This is a genomic window from Mesorhizobium sp. PL10, from assembly GCF_053714315.1.
In genome coordinates this window covers 158984-173528 of the sequence record NZ_JBSKBR010000012.1, presented here as the reverse complement: position 1 = coordinate 173528, position 14545 = coordinate 158984, and the positions used below count along the sequence as shown (strand labels likewise).

Annotated in this window: 12 protein-coding genes; 3 read left to right on the top strand and 9 right to left on the bottom strand. The window is 62.7% G+C overall.

Going from position 1 to position 14545, the window contains the following annotated elements; genetic code table 11:
* Positions 1-8: 8 nt before the first annotated feature.
* Complete coding sequence (locus ACWGTO_RS20645) at positions 9-1607, bottom strand: cisplatin damage response ATP-dependent DNA ligase (protein ID WP_454576641.1); 1599 nt, start codon at positions 1605-1607, stop codon at positions 9-11.
* A 1-nt stretch (position 1608) separates the two neighbouring features.
* Positions 1609-2619, bottom strand: coding sequence for a ligase-associated DNA damage response exonuclease (locus ACWGTO_RS20640; protein ID WP_454576696.1), 1011 nt, complete (start codon positions 2617-2619; stop codon positions 1609-1611).
* A 105-nt stretch (positions 2620-2724) separates the two neighbouring features.
* On the opposite strand from ACWGTO_RS20640, the gene ACWGTO_RS20635 reads away from it, so the two are divergent.
* Complete coding sequence (locus tag ACWGTO_RS20635; RefSeq protein ID WP_454576695.1) at positions 2725-3657, top strand: methyltransferase domain-containing protein; 933 nt, start codon at positions 2725-2727, stop codon at positions 3655-3657.
* Positions 3658-3765: 108 nt separating this feature from the next.
* On the top strand, positions 3766-4125 hold the full coding sequence (locus ACWGTO_RS20630; protein WP_454576640.1) for a hypothetical protein: 360 nt from the start codon (positions 3766-3768) through the stop codon (positions 4123-4125).
* Between the two features lie 15 nt (positions 4126-4140).
* Here ACWGTO_RS20630 and ACWGTO_RS20625 read toward each other — a convergent pair whose 3' ends face one another.
* From ACWGTO_RS20625 to ACWGTO_RS20595, 7 genes are all read right to left on the bottom strand, one after another.
* Complete coding sequence (locus ACWGTO_RS20625) at positions 4141-5082, bottom strand: 2-hydroxyacid dehydrogenase (protein ID WP_454576639.1); 942 nt, start codon at positions 5080-5082, stop codon at positions 4141-4143.
* Positions 5083-5174: 92 nt separating this feature from the next.
* Positions 5175-6803 (bottom strand): ABC transporter ATP-binding protein, encoded by a 1629-nt coding sequence (locus tag ACWGTO_RS20620; RefSeq protein WP_454576638.1) that lies wholly within the window; start codon positions 6801-6803, stop codon positions 5175-5177.
* Positions 6800-7939 carry an ABC transporter permease gene (locus ACWGTO_RS20615; RefSeq protein WP_454576637.1) on the bottom strand — a complete coding sequence of 380 codons (1140 nt, stop codon included), beginning with the start codon at positions 7937-7939 and terminating at the stop codon, positions 6800-6802. Before ACWGTO_RS20615 ends, ACWGTO_RS20620 begins: the two co-directional genes overlap by 4 nt.
* A complete protein-coding gene (locus ACWGTO_RS20610) occupies positions 7939-9036 on the bottom strand; it encodes a microcin C ABC transporter permease YejB (RefSeq protein ID WP_454576636.1) in 1098 nt (365 codons plus the stop codon). The genes ACWGTO_RS20615 and ACWGTO_RS20610 overlap by 1 nt, the downstream gene beginning before the upstream one ends.
* Before the next feature lie 30 nt (positions 9037-9066).
* On the bottom strand, positions 9067-10935 hold the full coding sequence (locus ACWGTO_RS20605; protein WP_454576635.1) for an extracellular solute-binding protein: 1869 nt from the start codon (positions 10933-10935) through the stop codon (positions 9067-9069).
* Positions 10935-12812 carry an extracellular solute-binding protein gene (locus tag ACWGTO_RS20600; protein WP_454576634.1) on the bottom strand — a complete coding sequence of 626 codons (1878 nt, stop codon included), beginning with the start codon at positions 12810-12812 and terminating at the stop codon, positions 10935-10937. The genes ACWGTO_RS20605 and ACWGTO_RS20600 overlap by 1 nt, the downstream gene beginning before the upstream one ends.
* 152 nt (positions 12813-12964) lie before the next feature.
* Entirely contained in the window at positions 12965-13612 is a 648-nt protein-coding gene (locus tag ACWGTO_RS20595; RefSeq protein ID WP_454576633.1) for a c-type cytochrome, read from the bottom strand.
* Positions 13613-13803: 191 nt separating this feature from the next.
* On the opposite strand from ACWGTO_RS20595, the gene ACWGTO_RS20590 reads away from it, so the two are divergent.
* A complete protein-coding gene (locus tag ACWGTO_RS20590) occupies positions 13804-14529 on the top strand; it encodes a 3-deoxy-manno-octulosonate cytidylyltransferase (RefSeq protein ID WP_454576632.1) in 726 nt (241 codons plus the stop codon).
* Positions 14530-14545: the final 16 nt, after the last annotated feature.

Sequence of the window (14545 nt, the reverse complement as noted above, 5' to 3'; positions counted from 1 at the left end):
GAATCGCTCTAGCGATCCAGTAGCGCCTGCAGCGTCTCGATGCGGTCGGCTTCGGCGGTCGGCTTGTCCCAGCGCAACCGCGAAATGCGCGGGAAGCGCATCGCAACACCTGATTTGTGCCGGGTCGAGCGGTTCAGGCCTTCGAACGCTACTTCCAGCACCAGACCCTGCTTTCGGTCGGCGCGCACCGAGCGCACCGGGCCGAAGCGCTCGACAGTGTTGTCCCTGACAAATTTGTCGATCTGCTTCAGCTCCTCGTCGGTGAAGCCGAAATAGGCCTTGCCGACCGGCACCAGTTCCTCGGTGCCTTCAGGCCCCGCCCAGACGCCGAACGTGTAGTCAGAGTAGAAGCTGGAGCGCTTGCCGTGGCCGCGTTGCGCATACATCAGCACCGCGTCGACCGTGTGCGGATCGCGCTTCCACTTGAACCACGGGCCTTTCGGCCGTCCCGCGAGATAGGGTGAATCCCAGCGCTTCAGCATGACGCCTTCGATGATCGGATGCGGCGGCGCACGGCGCAGTTCTTCCAGCGCCTGCCAGTCGGCGAAGTCGACCAGCGGCGAGAGATCGAAACGGCTGGCGTCGAGCGTTTTGATGAAGGCCGCCAGATGAGCCCGCCGCTCGCGGAACGGCAGCGCGCGCAAATCCTCGCCACCGATCTGCAACACATCATAGCAGCGCATGAAGGCCGGGTATTGCAGCCGGATCTTCGGCGTCACGCTCTTGCGGTTCAGCCGCTGCTGCAGGTCTGAGAACGTGCCGGTCGCAGCAGGCTCGCCGACCAGCAATTCGCCGTCGAGGGCGGCGGAAAAATTCATCGCTTCGGCGAGATCGGGAAAGGCGCCGGAGACATCGTCGCCGGTGCGCGAATAGAGCCGGCGCACGCCGCCCTCGCACACCGCCTGGACGCGGATGCCGTCCCATTTCCATTCAGCGGCATAGTAGGCCGGATCGAGTTTTTCGAGATCACCGTCGCCGACCGGGTTCGACAGCATCACCGGGCTGAACAGGGCGAGCGCCGTCCGCTGCGGCTTTTCGGCCTTGCCTTCCAGCCAGGCGAACAACGAGATGTAGGGCGGCGTCAGCCCGTGCCATAACTCCTCGATCTCGGCGACATCGACCTTGCCGAAATCGGCCAGCGCCTGTTTGGCCAGTCGCGCCGAAACCCCGATGCGCAGGCCACCGGTGACCAGCTTGATGATGGCAAAGCGCGCCGAGATGCCGGCACTGTCGAGCAGCCCGGCCAGCACCTTGGGCCCATCGGAGCGGCTTGCCGCCTGCAACTTCGCCACCACATCGCCAAGCGTCGGCTCCCGGTTGGGGATATGCCCCGGCGTTTGCGGCCAGACCAGCGACACGGTTTCGGCGAGGTCGCCGACATAGTCGTAGGAATAGCCGAACAGCACCGGGTCCATGCGCTCGGTGACCAGCGTGCGCAGCATCGCCGGCTTGACCGCCGCGATGTTGAGATCGCCGGTGATCGCCGCCAGCGCCAGGCCGCGATCGGGGTCCTCGACACTGCGGAAATAATCGGTGAGCAGCGTCAGCTTGCCGTTGCGCGACGGCGTCAGCACCAGGCGGTCGAGGAGTTCGGCGAAGCGGTTCAACTCAATCGCCCTCGTCCTCATAGCCGACCAGATGCAGCGGCCGCGCGGCGATGCCTTCCAGTTCGCACCAGCGCACCAGCGCTTCCTCGCGGCCATGCGTGACCCAGATTTCGCCCGCACCTGTCTCCTTGATGGTGGCGGTCAGTTCGTCCCAGTCGGCATGGTCGGAAATGATCAGCGGCAGTTCGACGCCGCCTTGCTTGGCGCGCTGGCGGATGCGCATCCACCCCGAGGCGAAGCACGAGATCGGGTCGGGAAAGCGCCGCGCCCAGCGGTCGGCGAAGGCCGATGGCGGGCCGACGACGATGGCCCCAGTGAAATCCTGCTTGCCGCCGCTGTCGACGGTCGCCGGCTCCAGAGTGCCGAGTTCGATGCCCTGGCTCTGATAATACTCGCTGAGTTTGGCCAGCGCGCCGTGGATATAGATCGGCTTGTCATAGCCGGCATCGCGCAATAGCCGCATCACCCGCTGCGCCTTGCCCAGCGCATAGGCGCCGACCAGATGCGAGCGCTCGGGAAACTGCGCCGCCGATTTGAGCAGGCGGGCGATCTCTTCCGTGTCGGGTGGATGGCGAAACACCGGCAGGCCGAAGGTCGCTTCGGTGATGAACACGTCGCATTTGACCGGCTCGAACGGCGCGCAGGTCGCATCCTTCTGGCGCTTGTAGTCACCGGAAGCGACGATGCGTTTACCCTTGTGCTCGACCGCGATTTGCGCCGAGCCCAGCACATGGCCGGCTGGATGAAAGACGACAGTGACATCGTTTAGCGCCATCGCTTCGCCAAGAGTCGCCGCTTGCGTCGTCCCGGCAAAATCCTCGCCGCAACGCAATCCCATAATGTCGAGCGTCTGTTGCGTGGCCAGCACCGAGCGATGGCCGGAGCGGGCATGATCGGAATGGCCATGCGTGATCAGCGCGCGCGCCACCGGCCGCACCGGGTCGATGAAGAAATCGCCGGGCGGGCAGTAAAGGCCCTCAGGCCGGGGTTTGAGCAGGTCGCTGGCGCGCATCCTGCCAAGATAGGGACTAATTCCGGCGCGGGAAGCCTGTTGCAAGAGACTGCTGACTCGTCCTACAGCCAGCCACCCGGCCGCATCAGCCGGCGGACTATCGCCATGCAAACGCTGAAAACCTCGTCCGGCAACCTGACCGCCGACCGCCGTGCCGACTATGCCGAGATGCTTTTCGGCTCGGGGGACCCCGTGGCCGCTGCGGAATTGCTGCTCGGCGCGCTGGAACTGGCGCCGCAATGGGCGGCGGGCTGGTTCCGTCTCGGCGAGATGCATGAAACGACCGAGCGTCTCGACCTTGCTGCGCAGGCCTGGGCGATGGCGCTGAAACTCGACCCGGCGGATCGCCTGGGTGCGGCGCTGAAGCTGCAGCTGATCGGGCAGGCGCCGGTCGCCGCGGCACCGCCCAGCGCCTTCGTCGAAACGCTGTTCGACCACTATGCCGAAAGCTTCGAGGGTGACCTGGTCGACAAGCTCGGCTACCGGCTGCCGGAGTTTCTCGATCGCGCCATTCGAGCGGCGAGGCCCGGCCGCTTTTCGCTGGCTCTCGACCTCGGCTGCGGCACCGGCCTTATGGGCGAAAGACTGCGTCCGGTCGCCGAGCGGCTGGAGGGCTACGACATCTCCGCCGCCATGCTGAAGAAGGCCCGCGCCAAGGGCGTCTACGACCTGCTCGCCAAGGCCGATCTGCAGCATTTTGCCTATGCCGGTCCGAAAGCCGATCTGGTGGTGGCGGCCGACGTGTTCATCTATGTCGGCGCACTCGATGGTGTGGTGAAGATCGTCGCCGGCATTCTGGCCGGCAATGGCCTGTTTGCCTTTTCCGTCGAAACACCGGTCGAAGGCGAGGGGCTTGGCGATGCCGATTTCGTATTGCGGCCGTCGCGGCGATACGCCCATTCCCCACCCTATGTCGAACGGGTGCTTGCGGCCAACGACCTGTCGGTCCTGTCCATGCAGCCGACCGTCATCCGCTGGGACCGGCGCCAGCCGGTCGAGGGACTGGCAGTGCTGGCGATACGGCCGTCCAACGCATGATGTCTCGTCCTGTTCGAAAATGTGAATAGGATTTTTGCGGCTGGCGCGGCATCAGATAGGTTAACTGCCCAGAGAAAGTCCGCTCGGTTTGGCATTGAGGAGGAACAGATGCGCTGGAACATGATGGTCTTGGCGTCTTGCCTGGCGATGACCGGCTGCATGGGCAGTTCGATGTCCGAACGGCAGGACCAGGACGTGCTGTCATCACTGCAGTATGACAGCGTGCCTTGCGACCAGTTGCTGGCTCAGCGCAATGGGCTGGCGCAGCAATATCATCTATCGACGGACGCCAAGCCGAGCTTCTCCAATCCGGCGATGGGTTTCGGCCCGTTCACGCCGGACATGCGCTCCAAAAGCAAGCGCGACACCGACCTGGCAAGCGGCAAGATCGACGCCATGAACCGCTCGATAGAACGTCGCGACTGCGGCAAGCCCAACAAGCAGAAGAAGTTCGCTCTGCCGGGTTGAACCGGCGCACCGGCCTCAATAGCCCGCCTTGCGGTCCACCAGATTGTCGAGCTTTTCGCCGCGCTCGAAAGCATCCATCTGGCGCAGCATGATCGGCGCCAGGTGGACAGGGTCCGAGGTTGCTGCCGCATGCGGCGTCACGAACACCTTGGGGTGGCCCCAGAGTGGGCTTGTCTTCGGCAGGGGCTCGACCTCGAACACGTCGAGGCTCGCTTCCTTCAGCGTGCCGTCGTCGAGTGCGCGCAAAATGTCGGCGTCCTTCTGCAGCCGGCCGCGTCCGGCATTGATCAGCACCGAGCCGCCGAGGCCGTTGCGCTTGCGCAATTCCTTCAGCACGCCGTAATTGACTATGCCTTGCGTGTCCGGCGTCAGTGGCAACAGCACCACCAATATGTCGGTGGCGTTGAGGAAGGGGATCAGCCCGGCCTCTCCGGCATAGGTCGAAACGCCTTTCATGGCCTTGTCGCTGCGCGACCAGCCATTGACGGCAAAGCCCAGTGACAACAGCACCGACGCCGCCGCGCGGCCGAGATTGCCGAGCCCCATAATGCCGACCGAAATGTCGCTTGCCGGCCGCTGCGGCGGCTCGTGCCAGGACTTTTTCGATTGCTGCGCGCGGTAGAGCATGCCCTGGCGGTGGTGATCGAGCACCCGCCAGACGACATATTCGGTCATGTGCTCGGTGAGATTGTCGGCGACGATCTTGACGATCGGCACGTCGGGCAGGCCGGGATCGGCGAAGATGTGGTCGACGCCGGCGCCGATCGAGAAGATGGCGCGCAGATTGGGCAGCGACTTCAGGAGGTTCGGCTTCTGCTTCCAAACCACCGCATAGGTGATCGATGGGTCAGAGGCGCCGGCCGGCTCCAGCACCACCTCGCGCTCGGCCGACAGCAGCTCGCGCCAGCGCTGCGGATGAAAGCCGGTGACGGCAAGCAGGACTTTGCCTTTTTCCATTTGCGGATTTTTCTTCCCTGTTAGTCCGGCCTGAGCAATTCCAGGAAAAGTGTGAAGCGGTTTTCCGTCCGGAATTGCGTAAAACAAAATATCTATTCGCTGACGATGCCGACCGGCGCCGTCTCGATCCTGAACGCGGCCGAGATCAGCGCTTTGGTATAATCGGTCTGCGGCCGTTCGAAAATCTGTTCGGACGGGCCGGCTTCGACGATCCCGCCATTGCGCATGACGATGACGTCGTTGGCAAGGGCGCGAATGACTTTCAGGTCGTGACTGATGAACAGATAGGCAAGGTCGTGCTTGGCCTGCAGATTGCGCAAGAGGTCGACCACTTGCGCCTGCACGCTCATGTCGAGCGCCGATGTCGGCTCGTCCAGCATGACGAAGCGCGGATTGAGCACCATGGCGCGCGCAATGGCGACGCGCTGGCGCTGGCCGCCGGAGAATTCATGCGGATAGCGGTTGCGTGTGGCTGGGTCGAGCCCGACCTCTTTCAGCACCGCGACCACCTTGTCGTCGCGCTGGTCGGGCGACAGCTTCGGCTCGTGGATTTTCAGCCCTTCCTCGATGATCTCCGACACCGACATGCGTGGGCTGAGCGAGCCGAACGGATCCTGGAAGACGATCTGCAGTTCGCGCCGCAGCGGTCGCATGGCGTTGAAGGAAAGCTGGTTGATGTCGCTGCCGTTGAACTGGATCGTGCCGGTCGACGAGATCATCCGCGCCAGCGCAAGGCCGAGCGTCGTCTTGCCGGAACCGGATTCGCCAACCACGCCCAGCGTCTGGCCGGCGCGCACGGTGACGTCGATGCCGTCCACCGCCTTCACATTGTCGACGGTGGTGCGGAAGAACCCCTTCTTGATCGGAAACCAGACCTTGATGTCCTTGCCGGTCATCACCGGCTTGGCGGCGTTGTTGGCGGCCGGCGGCTTGCCTTTCGGCTCGGCCGCCAGGAGGTGCTTGGTATAGGCGTGCTGCGGGTTGGCGAAGATCTCCTTCGTCGGTCCGGTCTCGACGATCTTGCCCTTGGTCATCACGCAGACGCGGTCGGCGATCTTCCTGACGATGCCGAGATCATGGGTGATGAACAGCATAGACATGCCCTTGCGGCTCTTCAGTCCCGCCAGCAATTCGAGGATCTGCGCCTGCACGGTGACGTCCAGCGCCGTCGTCGGTTCGTCGGCGATCAGCAGTTCGGGCTCATTGGCCAGCGCCATGGCGATCATGACGCGTTGGCGTTGGCCGCCGGACAGCTGGTGCGGATAGGCGTCGAGGCGTTTTTCCGGCTCGCGAATGCCGACCTCGTTGAGCAACGCCAGCGTGCGCGCCTTGGCCTGGCGGTCGCCCATGCCCTGGTGCAGCGCCAGGATCTCGACGATCTGCTGCTCGATCGTGTGCAGCGGATTGAGAGAGGTCATCGGCTCCTGGAAGATCATGGTGATCTTGTTGCCGCGCACGCTGCGGAGCTGCTTTTCGTTCATGGCCAGCAGGTCGGCGCCCTGGAACAAGATCCTGCCCGAGGGATGGCTGGCGGTTGGATAGGGCAAGAGCTTCAGCACCGACAGCGCCGAGACCGATTTGCCCGAGCCCGATTCGCCGACCAGCGCCACCGTCTCGCCCCTGGCGAGGTCGAAGGAGATATGGTCGACGGCTGTCGACTGGTTGCCGCTTTGGGTGAAGGCGACACTGAGATCGCGGACGGAGAGCAGGAGCTCGCTCATCGGAACGCCTTGCGCGGATCGAAAGCGTCGCGTGTCGCCTCGCCGATGAAGACCAGCAACGACAGCATCAGCGAGATGACGACGAAGCCCGATATGCCAAGCCAGGGAGCATTGAGATTGCTCTGTGCCTGTTTGAGCAATTCGCCGAGCGACGCGGTGCCTGGCGGCAGGCCGAAGCCGAGATAGTCGAGCGAGGTCAGCGTCGAAATCGAGGCGCTGACCAGGAAAGGCATAAAGGTCAGCGTTGCCACCATGGCGTTTGGCAGAAGATGGCGCATCATGATTGTGCGGTTGGACACGCCAAGCGCGCGGGCGGCGTTGACATATTCGAAGTTGCGGGCGCGCAGGAATTCGGCGCGCACCACGCTGACCAGCGACGTCCAGGAAAACAGCAGCATCAGCCCGAGCAGGATGAAGAAGCCCGGCGGCAGGATGGCGGCGACGATGAGCAGGAGATAGAGCAGCGGTATCGCCGACCAGATTTCGATGAAGCGCTGAAACAGGAGGTCGGTCCAGCCGCCGAAATAGCCTTGCAGCGCGCCGGCCGCGACGCCGATCACCGACGAGCCCGCGGTCAGGATCAGTCCGAACAGCACGGAAATCCTGAACCCGTAGATGATGCGCGCCAGCACGTCGCGCGCCTGATCGTCAGTGCCCAGCCAGTTCCAGTTGCCGACAATGCAGTCAGGATCGGTGGCGCCCTGCGGATACTGGCTGCATCGCTTCTGCGCGTCATATTCCCATGACGGTTTTGCCGGAGCGGCGTCGGGGATCGCATTGTTGACGGTGCGATAGGAATAGCGGATCGGCGGCCAGATCATCCAGCCATTGGCGTTGATCTCGTCGCGGATCACCGGGTCGCGATAGTCGGTGACGGCGTAGAAACCGCCGAATTTTTCTTCGGGGTAGGCGACCGCCACCGGGAACAGGATCTCGCCCTTGTAGTAGGCGACGATCGGTCTGTCGTTGGCGATCAGTTCGGCAAACAGCGACAGCACGAACAGGGCGAGGAATATCCACAACGACCAGTAGCCGCGCCGGTTAGCCTTGAAGTTCTGCCAGCGCCGCTTGTTGAGCGGCGACAGCCAGGGCCGCGCGATCCTTGTCGGTGTCGTCTCGGCTGCGGCCTGCGTCATCAGACGTCTCTCCGCTCGAAATCGATGCGCGGATCGACCCATGTGTAGATCAGGTCGGACAGCAGCGTCACGAACAGGCCAAGCAGCGAAAATATATAGAGGTTGGCGAACACGACCGGATAATCGCGCGCCAACACCGACCTGAAGCCGAGCAGCCCGAGACCGTCGAGAGAAAAGATGTTCTCGATCAAAAGCGAGCCGGTGAAGAAGGCCGAGATGAAGGCAGCGGGAAAGCCGGCAATGACGATCAGCATGGCGTTGCGGAACACATGTCCGTAAAGCACCCGCCGCTCCGACAGGCCCTTGGCCCGGGCCGTCACCACATACTGCTTGCGAATCTCCTCCAGGAAGGAGTTCTTGGTCAGCAGCGTCGTCGTGGCAAAGGCCGACAGCACCAGCGCCGTCAGCGGCAAGGTCATGTGCCAGAAATAGTCGACGATTTTATCCGGCCACGAAAGCTGGTCCCAGTTATCCGAAACGATGCCGCGCAGGGGGAACCAGTCCCAGAACGAACCGCCCGCGAAAAGCACCATCAGCAATATGCCGAACAGGAAGGCCGGTATGGCATAGCCGATGATGATCACGCCGCTGGTCCAGACGTCGAAGGCGGAGCCGTCCTTGACCGCCTTGCGAATGCCGAGCGGTATCGAGATCAGATAGGACAAAAGTGTGATCCACAATCCGAGCGAGATCGATACCGGCATTTTCTCCAGGATCAGGTTGAGCACCGAGATGTCACGGAAATAGCTGTCGCCGAAATCGAAGCGGGCATAGTTCCACAGCATCATGCCGAAGCGTTCGAGAGGTGGCTTGTCGAAGCCGAACTGCTTTTCCAGCTTCTTGATGAACTCGGGATCGAGCCCTTGCGCGCCGCGATATTTCGAACCGGTGTCGCCGGCCACATCGAAATTGCCGCCGCCGCCGGCATCGCCGCCGCCACTGCCGAGGCGGTCGCTGCCGCCCTGGTTGGTCAGGCTGGCGATGACCTGCTCGACCGGCCCGCCCGGTGCAAATTGGGTGACGACGAAAGCGACTGCCATGATGCCGAACAGGGTCGGGATCATCAGCAGGATGCGTCGCAGTATGTAGGCGCCCATCAGGCCGCCAATCCTGCGCGAACGGTCATGTCAGGCTTTGCCAATTTTTGCCGCCTTGCCCTTGTCGACCCACCACAGCGCTTCGACCGGAAAGTCGAAATCAGGTTTCCGCTCGGGAAAGCCGAACATGTCCCAGTAGGCGCTTCGGTGATTCGCCAGGAACCAACTTGGAATCCAATCGCGCCGCGCACGCAAGACCCGGTCGAGCGCGCGCATGGCAATTGTCAGGCTTTCGCGATCCTCGGCGGCGCCCGCGGCGTCGACCAGGGCGTCGATGGCCGGGCTCGATGTTCCCGGCAGATTGCGTGTGCCGGACAGGGTCGCGGTTCGCGAGTGGAAAAAGGTTTCGAGGTCGTCACGGGTTGGTGTCGCCGGAAACCGGGCCGCAACCGAGATGAGATCAAAGTCGAACGAATTCTGCCGCAGCTGATACTGCGCCGCATCCACCAGCCGGATCGAGGCATCGATGCCGACCGCCTTCATGTTTTCGACCCAGGGCGAATAAACCTGTCCGAAGACTTCGTCGTCGACAAGGATCTCCGCCGACAACCGACCGCCCTTGTCGTTCACGGCGAAATTGCCAGAGCGTTTCCAGCCGGCGTCAGCCAGAAGCTTGGCCGCCTTGCCAAGCAACTGACGGTCGCGGCCGGAGCCGTTCGATACGGGCTGGGTCACGGCCTCACCAAAAGCCTCGGCGGGAATCTGATCGCGCAGCGGTTCGAGCAGAGCCAGCTCTTTCGGCGACGGCATGCCTTCGGCGCGAAAATCGGATTGCTCGAAGCAGGATTGCGAGCGCTCATACGAACCGTAGAAGAAATTGCGCCGCGTCCATTCGAAGTCGAAGCAGAGTCCGAGCGCCTGGCGCACGCGCGGGTCGCGGAATTGCTCGCGCCGCTGGTTCACGGCGGTGGCCTGCATGGATGGCATCGTTTCGGCCGGGAATTCATGTTTCACCACCTTGCCGGCAATGAAGGCGGGGAAGTCGTAACCCGTCGCCCAAATGCGAGACACGGCTTCCTCCTTGTAGAGGATCTCTCCCTTCTTGAACGCCTCGAAGGAAGCGTTGCGATCCTGGTAGAACTCGACGCGGATGCGACCGAAATTGTTTTGACCACGATTGACCGGAAGGTCGTTGCCCCAATAGTCGGCCACACGCTCATATTCGATCCACGCCCCTGCCGACCAGCGGCCAACCTTGTAGGCGCCTGAGCCCAGCGGCGGGTTCATCTGCGAGGAATCGAACGGGTTGGCCGTGTAGAAAGCCTTTGACAGGATCGGGAACGCGACGACGTTGAGGATGGTCCGGCTTGTCTGCTTGCCTGAGAACTTGAGCTGCACCGTGCGGGCGTCCACGGCGATCGCGTCATCCAGATGCGTCAACGGCAGCGAATAGTCGGGATGTCCCTTGTCCTTGAGCAGCTTGAAAGTGAAGGCGGCGTCCTCAGCCGTCAGCGGCGTGCCGTCATGGAAACGGGCCTGCGGGCGAAGCGAGAAGGTGAAACCGTTGCGGTCGTCGGAAATCGTCACCCCGTCCGCGACCAGCCCGTAGACGGCGTCAGGTTCGTCGAGCGCCCTCACCATCAGCGAGTCGAAGCACATTTCCATGCGCTGCGGCGAATCGCCTTTGGGGACGAACGAATTTAGCGTGTTGAAGGTAAGGGGCGTCTGGTTGGAGCCCCAGGTGCGTGGCAGGAAATTGAAAGTGCCACCTTGCGGCGCATCGACATTGACGTAGTCGAAATGGGTGAAGTCCGGCTTGTATCTAAGGTCGCCGAAAGCGGACAATCCATGCAGTTTCACGCCCGTTGGGCTGGCGGCGAAGGCCTTGCCGCGCAACAGCGCGCCTGCGGTCGCCGCGGCGCCGAGCGCCAGGAAGTCGCGGCGAGAAAGCATCGCCATCAATTGCTGCCCTTGTATTTGGCGGCTAGCGCCTTTTCCTTGTCCTTATCGATCCACCAGGAATCAATGTCGGCGCCACGGTAGCCGGGCTGCTTTTCAGGGACGCCGAACTTGTTCCAGTACGCCAGCCACACCACTGCGCGGTAGTATTGCGGCACGACATAGTAGTTCCACAGCAACACGCGATCGAGCGCATGGGTAGTGGCGACGAGGTCATCGCGGTCCGTGGCAAAAATGATGCGGTCGACAAGGGCATCGACGACCGGGTTCTTGATGCCGGAATAGTTGCGCGATGCCGGTGTGTCGGCGGCCTTGGAGCTCCAGAAGTCGCGCTGCTCGTTGCCGGGCGATTCCGACTGCTGAAGCTGCCCCGTAATGACGTCGTAATCGAAATTTCTGACGCGGTTGGTGTATTGGCTCGGGTCGACGATGCGCAATGTCGCATCGACGCCGATCTTGCGCAGATTGGCGATCCAGGGGCTGGAGATGACCTGGTCGGTTTCACCCGAGCCGAGGATTTCAAACTTGAATGGCTCGCCGGTCTTGGCGTTGACCATCTTGCCGCCCTTGATCACCCAGCCGGCCTGGGCAAACAGGTCGACCGCCTGCTTCAGATATTTGCGCTCGGCCTGCGGCGAATCGTAGACGGGCAGCTTGAATTCCTGCGTGAATAGCTCCGGTGGCAGCTTGTCGCGGTACTTCTCCAGAATTTCCAGTTCCTTGCCTTGCGGCAGGCCGCTCGATGCCAGTTCCGTGCCTTGGAAATAGCTGTGGGTGCGGGTGTTGAAGCCAAAGAACAACGTGCGGTTCATGGATTCGAAATCGAAGGGGTAGGTGAGCGCGGCCCTGACCAGACGATCGGCAAACAGCGGATGTCTCTGGTTGAGCATGAAGGCCTGCATCGGCTCAGGCGAGGTGGTCTTGAACTCCTGCTTGATCACGTCGCCGGCCTTGATGGCCGCGAAATCATAAAACGTCGCCCAGCGCTTCGAGCTGTTTTCCGGCTTGATGTCGTCGAGGCCGCCCTTCTTGAACGCTTCCCAGGAGGCGTTGTCGTCAAGAATGTAGGTGAAGTGCTGGGTGTCGAAATTCTCGCGGCCGATCTTCACCGCCAGTTTGGCGCCCCAATAGTCGGGCACGCGCTGCCAGACGATCTCCGAGCCGGCTTTGAAGCTTGCGATCTTGTAGGCGGCCGAGCCGAGCGGCGGCTCCAACGTTCCCTTGGTGATGTCGCGCTTCTTGCCGTTGGCGTCGGTGCCTTCCCACCAATGCTTGGGCAACACGACGAGATCGCCGAGGATCTTGGGCAGTTCGCGGTTACCCTTCTGGCTGAAATGGAACTCGACCTCGCGGTCGGAGATGGCCACCGCATCGGTGACATTTTCGAAATAGCGGCTGTACATCGGGCTGTTGGCCTTTAGCACCTGGAACGACCAGATCACGTCGTCGGTGGTGATCGGCTGGCCGTCATGCCACTTGGCCCTTGGATCGAGCCGGTAGGTGGCCGAGGAATAGTCGTTCGGGTACTTGTAGGCATCGGCGATGAGCGGGTGGCTGACGCTGCCTTCGTCAGTCGCCTGGTCCATCAGCGTGTCGTAGAGCAGGCCGCCGCCAAATGGCTGCAAGCCGGCCGCCGGCGAGCCCTGCACGATGTAGGGATTGAAGCTGTCGAATGTGCCGGAAACCACCGAATTGTAGGTGCCCCCCTTCGGCGCGTCCGGGTTCACGTAATCGTAGCGCTGGAAATTCTCGCCATATTTGGAAGAGCCGATCAGTGAAGAGGTGGTGTGCCATTCATCCGCAGCGGCCGCTTGCAGGCCGGCAGCTACAACGAATGCAACCAGCATGGACCTCAGAAGCGTTCGGCCAACCGTCATGCGTTCTCCTCTTCGCGATGCCCGGCAATCCTAGATGATTTGACGCCAGTGAAAACCGCCATGCGCCGGCTTTGTCGCCGCATATGCAGTTTTCCTAACAAAAAAGCCGGGCTGAACCCGGCTTTTCTGAGGTCATCGAGATGACAATTTGGTTATTTGGCAGGCGCTGCCGGAGCCGCACCTTCAGCGGGCTTTGCCGGGGCCGCGCCCTCGGCGGGCTTGGCCGGCGCCGTTGCATCAGCGGCGGCACCTGGGGTCGGCAGCGGCTTCGGGCTATCCGACAGCGTGCGCAGATAGGCGATGACGTTGGCGCGGTCCTCGTCCTTCGGCAGGCCGGCAAAGCCCATCGCCGTGCCCTTCACGAATTTCTTCGGCGAGGTGATAAAGTGGTTGAGATTGTCGTAGGTCCAGTGCTCGGCGCCGCCCTTGGAAAAGTCCTTCATGCCGGCCGAATAGGCAAAGCCTTCATGCTCGGCGACGGGACGGTCGACGATGTCCCACAGGTCCGGGCCGACCTTGTTCGGGCCGCCCTTTTCGCCGGAATGGCAGGCCTGGCATTTCTTGAACACGGCAGCACCCGCCTCGGCATTGGCGGTGGCGAGCAGCTCGGCAATCGGCTTGGCTTCAACGGCTGGGCCGGCGCCGCCGCCTTCGGCAGGCTCGGTCGCCTCGATTGCGTAGCCGGGCTTTTCCGGAGCGGGCGAGGCAAACAGCGCGTCAGACACCAAACCGACCGAGAAAACGACGAAACAGGTTCCGAGCAATCCGGCGAGCAGCTTGTTGACTTCGTTGGAATCCATGCGCCCCTTGCTCCCTTTTCCGGCGGACCGATCGTCCATTCCGTCCGTCGGTATCCTGACCCGCCCCGTCGAGCCGGTCAAATCGGGCGGAAACTAGGTCTTTTGCTCCAGCGTTGCAACACCTATAAGGGCGCTTCCAGTGAGACCTTTTGCCACTTTTCCCATCGTCTTTTCAAACGCCAGTAGCCCCAATGTCCACGCTCATCCTGATCCCGGCCCGCATGGCCTCGACGCGCCTGCCGGGCAAGCCGCTGGCCGACATAGCCGGCGCCCCGATGATCGTGCAGGTCGCCCGCCGCGCCGCCGAGGCCGGGCTTGGCCGCGTGGTGGTGGCAACCGACACGCAAGGCGTGGCGGAAGCGGTGCGCGCGCACGGTTTCGAGGCGGTGATGACGCGCATCGACCATGAATCCGGCTCCGACCGCATTTTCGAGGCGCTGAGCGCGCTCGATCCCGGCCACAAGGTCGAAACCATCGTCAACGTCCAGGGCGACTTGCCGACCATCGATCCGGAGATCATCGGGGCGGCGCTGCGGCCTTTCGAAGACACCGCCGTCGACATCGCCACGCTCGGCGTCGAGATCGTGCGTGACGAGGAGAAGACCAACCCGAACGTCGTCAAGATCGTCGGTTCGCCGTTGTCACCAACACGGCTCAAGGCGCTCTATTTCACCCGCGCCACCGCGCCTTGGGGCGAGGGGCCGCTCTATCACCATGTCGGCCTCTACGCCTATCGGCGCGCGGCGCTTGAACGCTTTGTGGAGCTCAAGCCGTCGCCGCTGGAGCGGCGCGAGCGGCTGGAGCAGTTGCGGGCGCTGGAGGCCGGCATGCGCATCGATGCCGAGGTCGTGCAATCGCTGCCGCTCGGCGTCGACACGCCGGAAGACCTCGAACGCGCCAGACGAATTCTTTCCTGAGACCTTTTCAACCTGA

Excerpts from the sequence above, each read along its gene's own strand:
- ACWGTO_RS20640 (WP_454576696.1), bottom strand. The coding sequence starts at position 2,619 with ATGCGCGCCAGCGACCTGCTCAAACCCCGGCCTGAGGGCCTTTACTGC.
- ACWGTO_RS20635 (WP_454576695.1), top strand. The coding sequence starts at position 2,725 with ATGCAAACGCTGAAAACCTCGTCCGGCAACCTGACCGCCGACCGCCGT.
- ACWGTO_RS20630 (WP_454576640.1), top strand. The coding sequence starts at position 3,766 with ATGCGCTGGAACATGATGGTCTTGGCGTCTTGCCTGGCGATGACCGGC.
- ACWGTO_RS20625 (WP_454576639.1), bottom strand. The coding sequence starts at position 5,082 with ATGGAAAAAGGCAAAGTCCTGCTTGCCGTCACCGGCTTTCATCCGCAG.
- ACWGTO_RS20620 (WP_454576638.1), bottom strand. The coding sequence starts at position 6,803 with ATGAGCGAGCTCCTGCTCTCCGTCCGCGATCTCAGTGTCGCCTTCACC.
- ACWGTO_RS20615 (WP_454576637.1), bottom strand. The coding sequence starts at position 7,939 with ATGACGCAGGCCGCAGCCGAGACGACACCGACAAGGATCGCGCGGCCC.
- ACWGTO_RS20610 (WP_454576636.1), bottom strand. The coding sequence starts at position 9,036 with ATGGGCGCCTACATACTGCGACGCATCCTGCTGATGATCCCGACCCTG.
- ACWGTO_RS20605 (WP_454576635.1), bottom strand. The coding sequence starts at position 10,935 with ATGGCGATGCTTTCTCGCCGCGACTTCCTGGCGCTCGGCGCCGCGGCG.
- ACWGTO_RS20600 (WP_454576634.1), bottom strand. The coding sequence starts at position 12,812 with ATGACGGTTGGCCGAACGCTTCTGAGGTCCATGCTGGTTGCATTCGTT.
- ACWGTO_RS20595 (WP_454576633.1), bottom strand. The coding sequence starts at position 13,612 with ATGGATTCCAACGAAGTCAACAAGCTGCTCGCCGGATTGCTCGGAACC.
- ACWGTO_RS20590 (WP_454576632.1), top strand. The coding sequence starts at position 13,804 with ATGTCCACGCTCATCCTGATCCCGGCCCGCATGGCCTCGACGCGCCTG.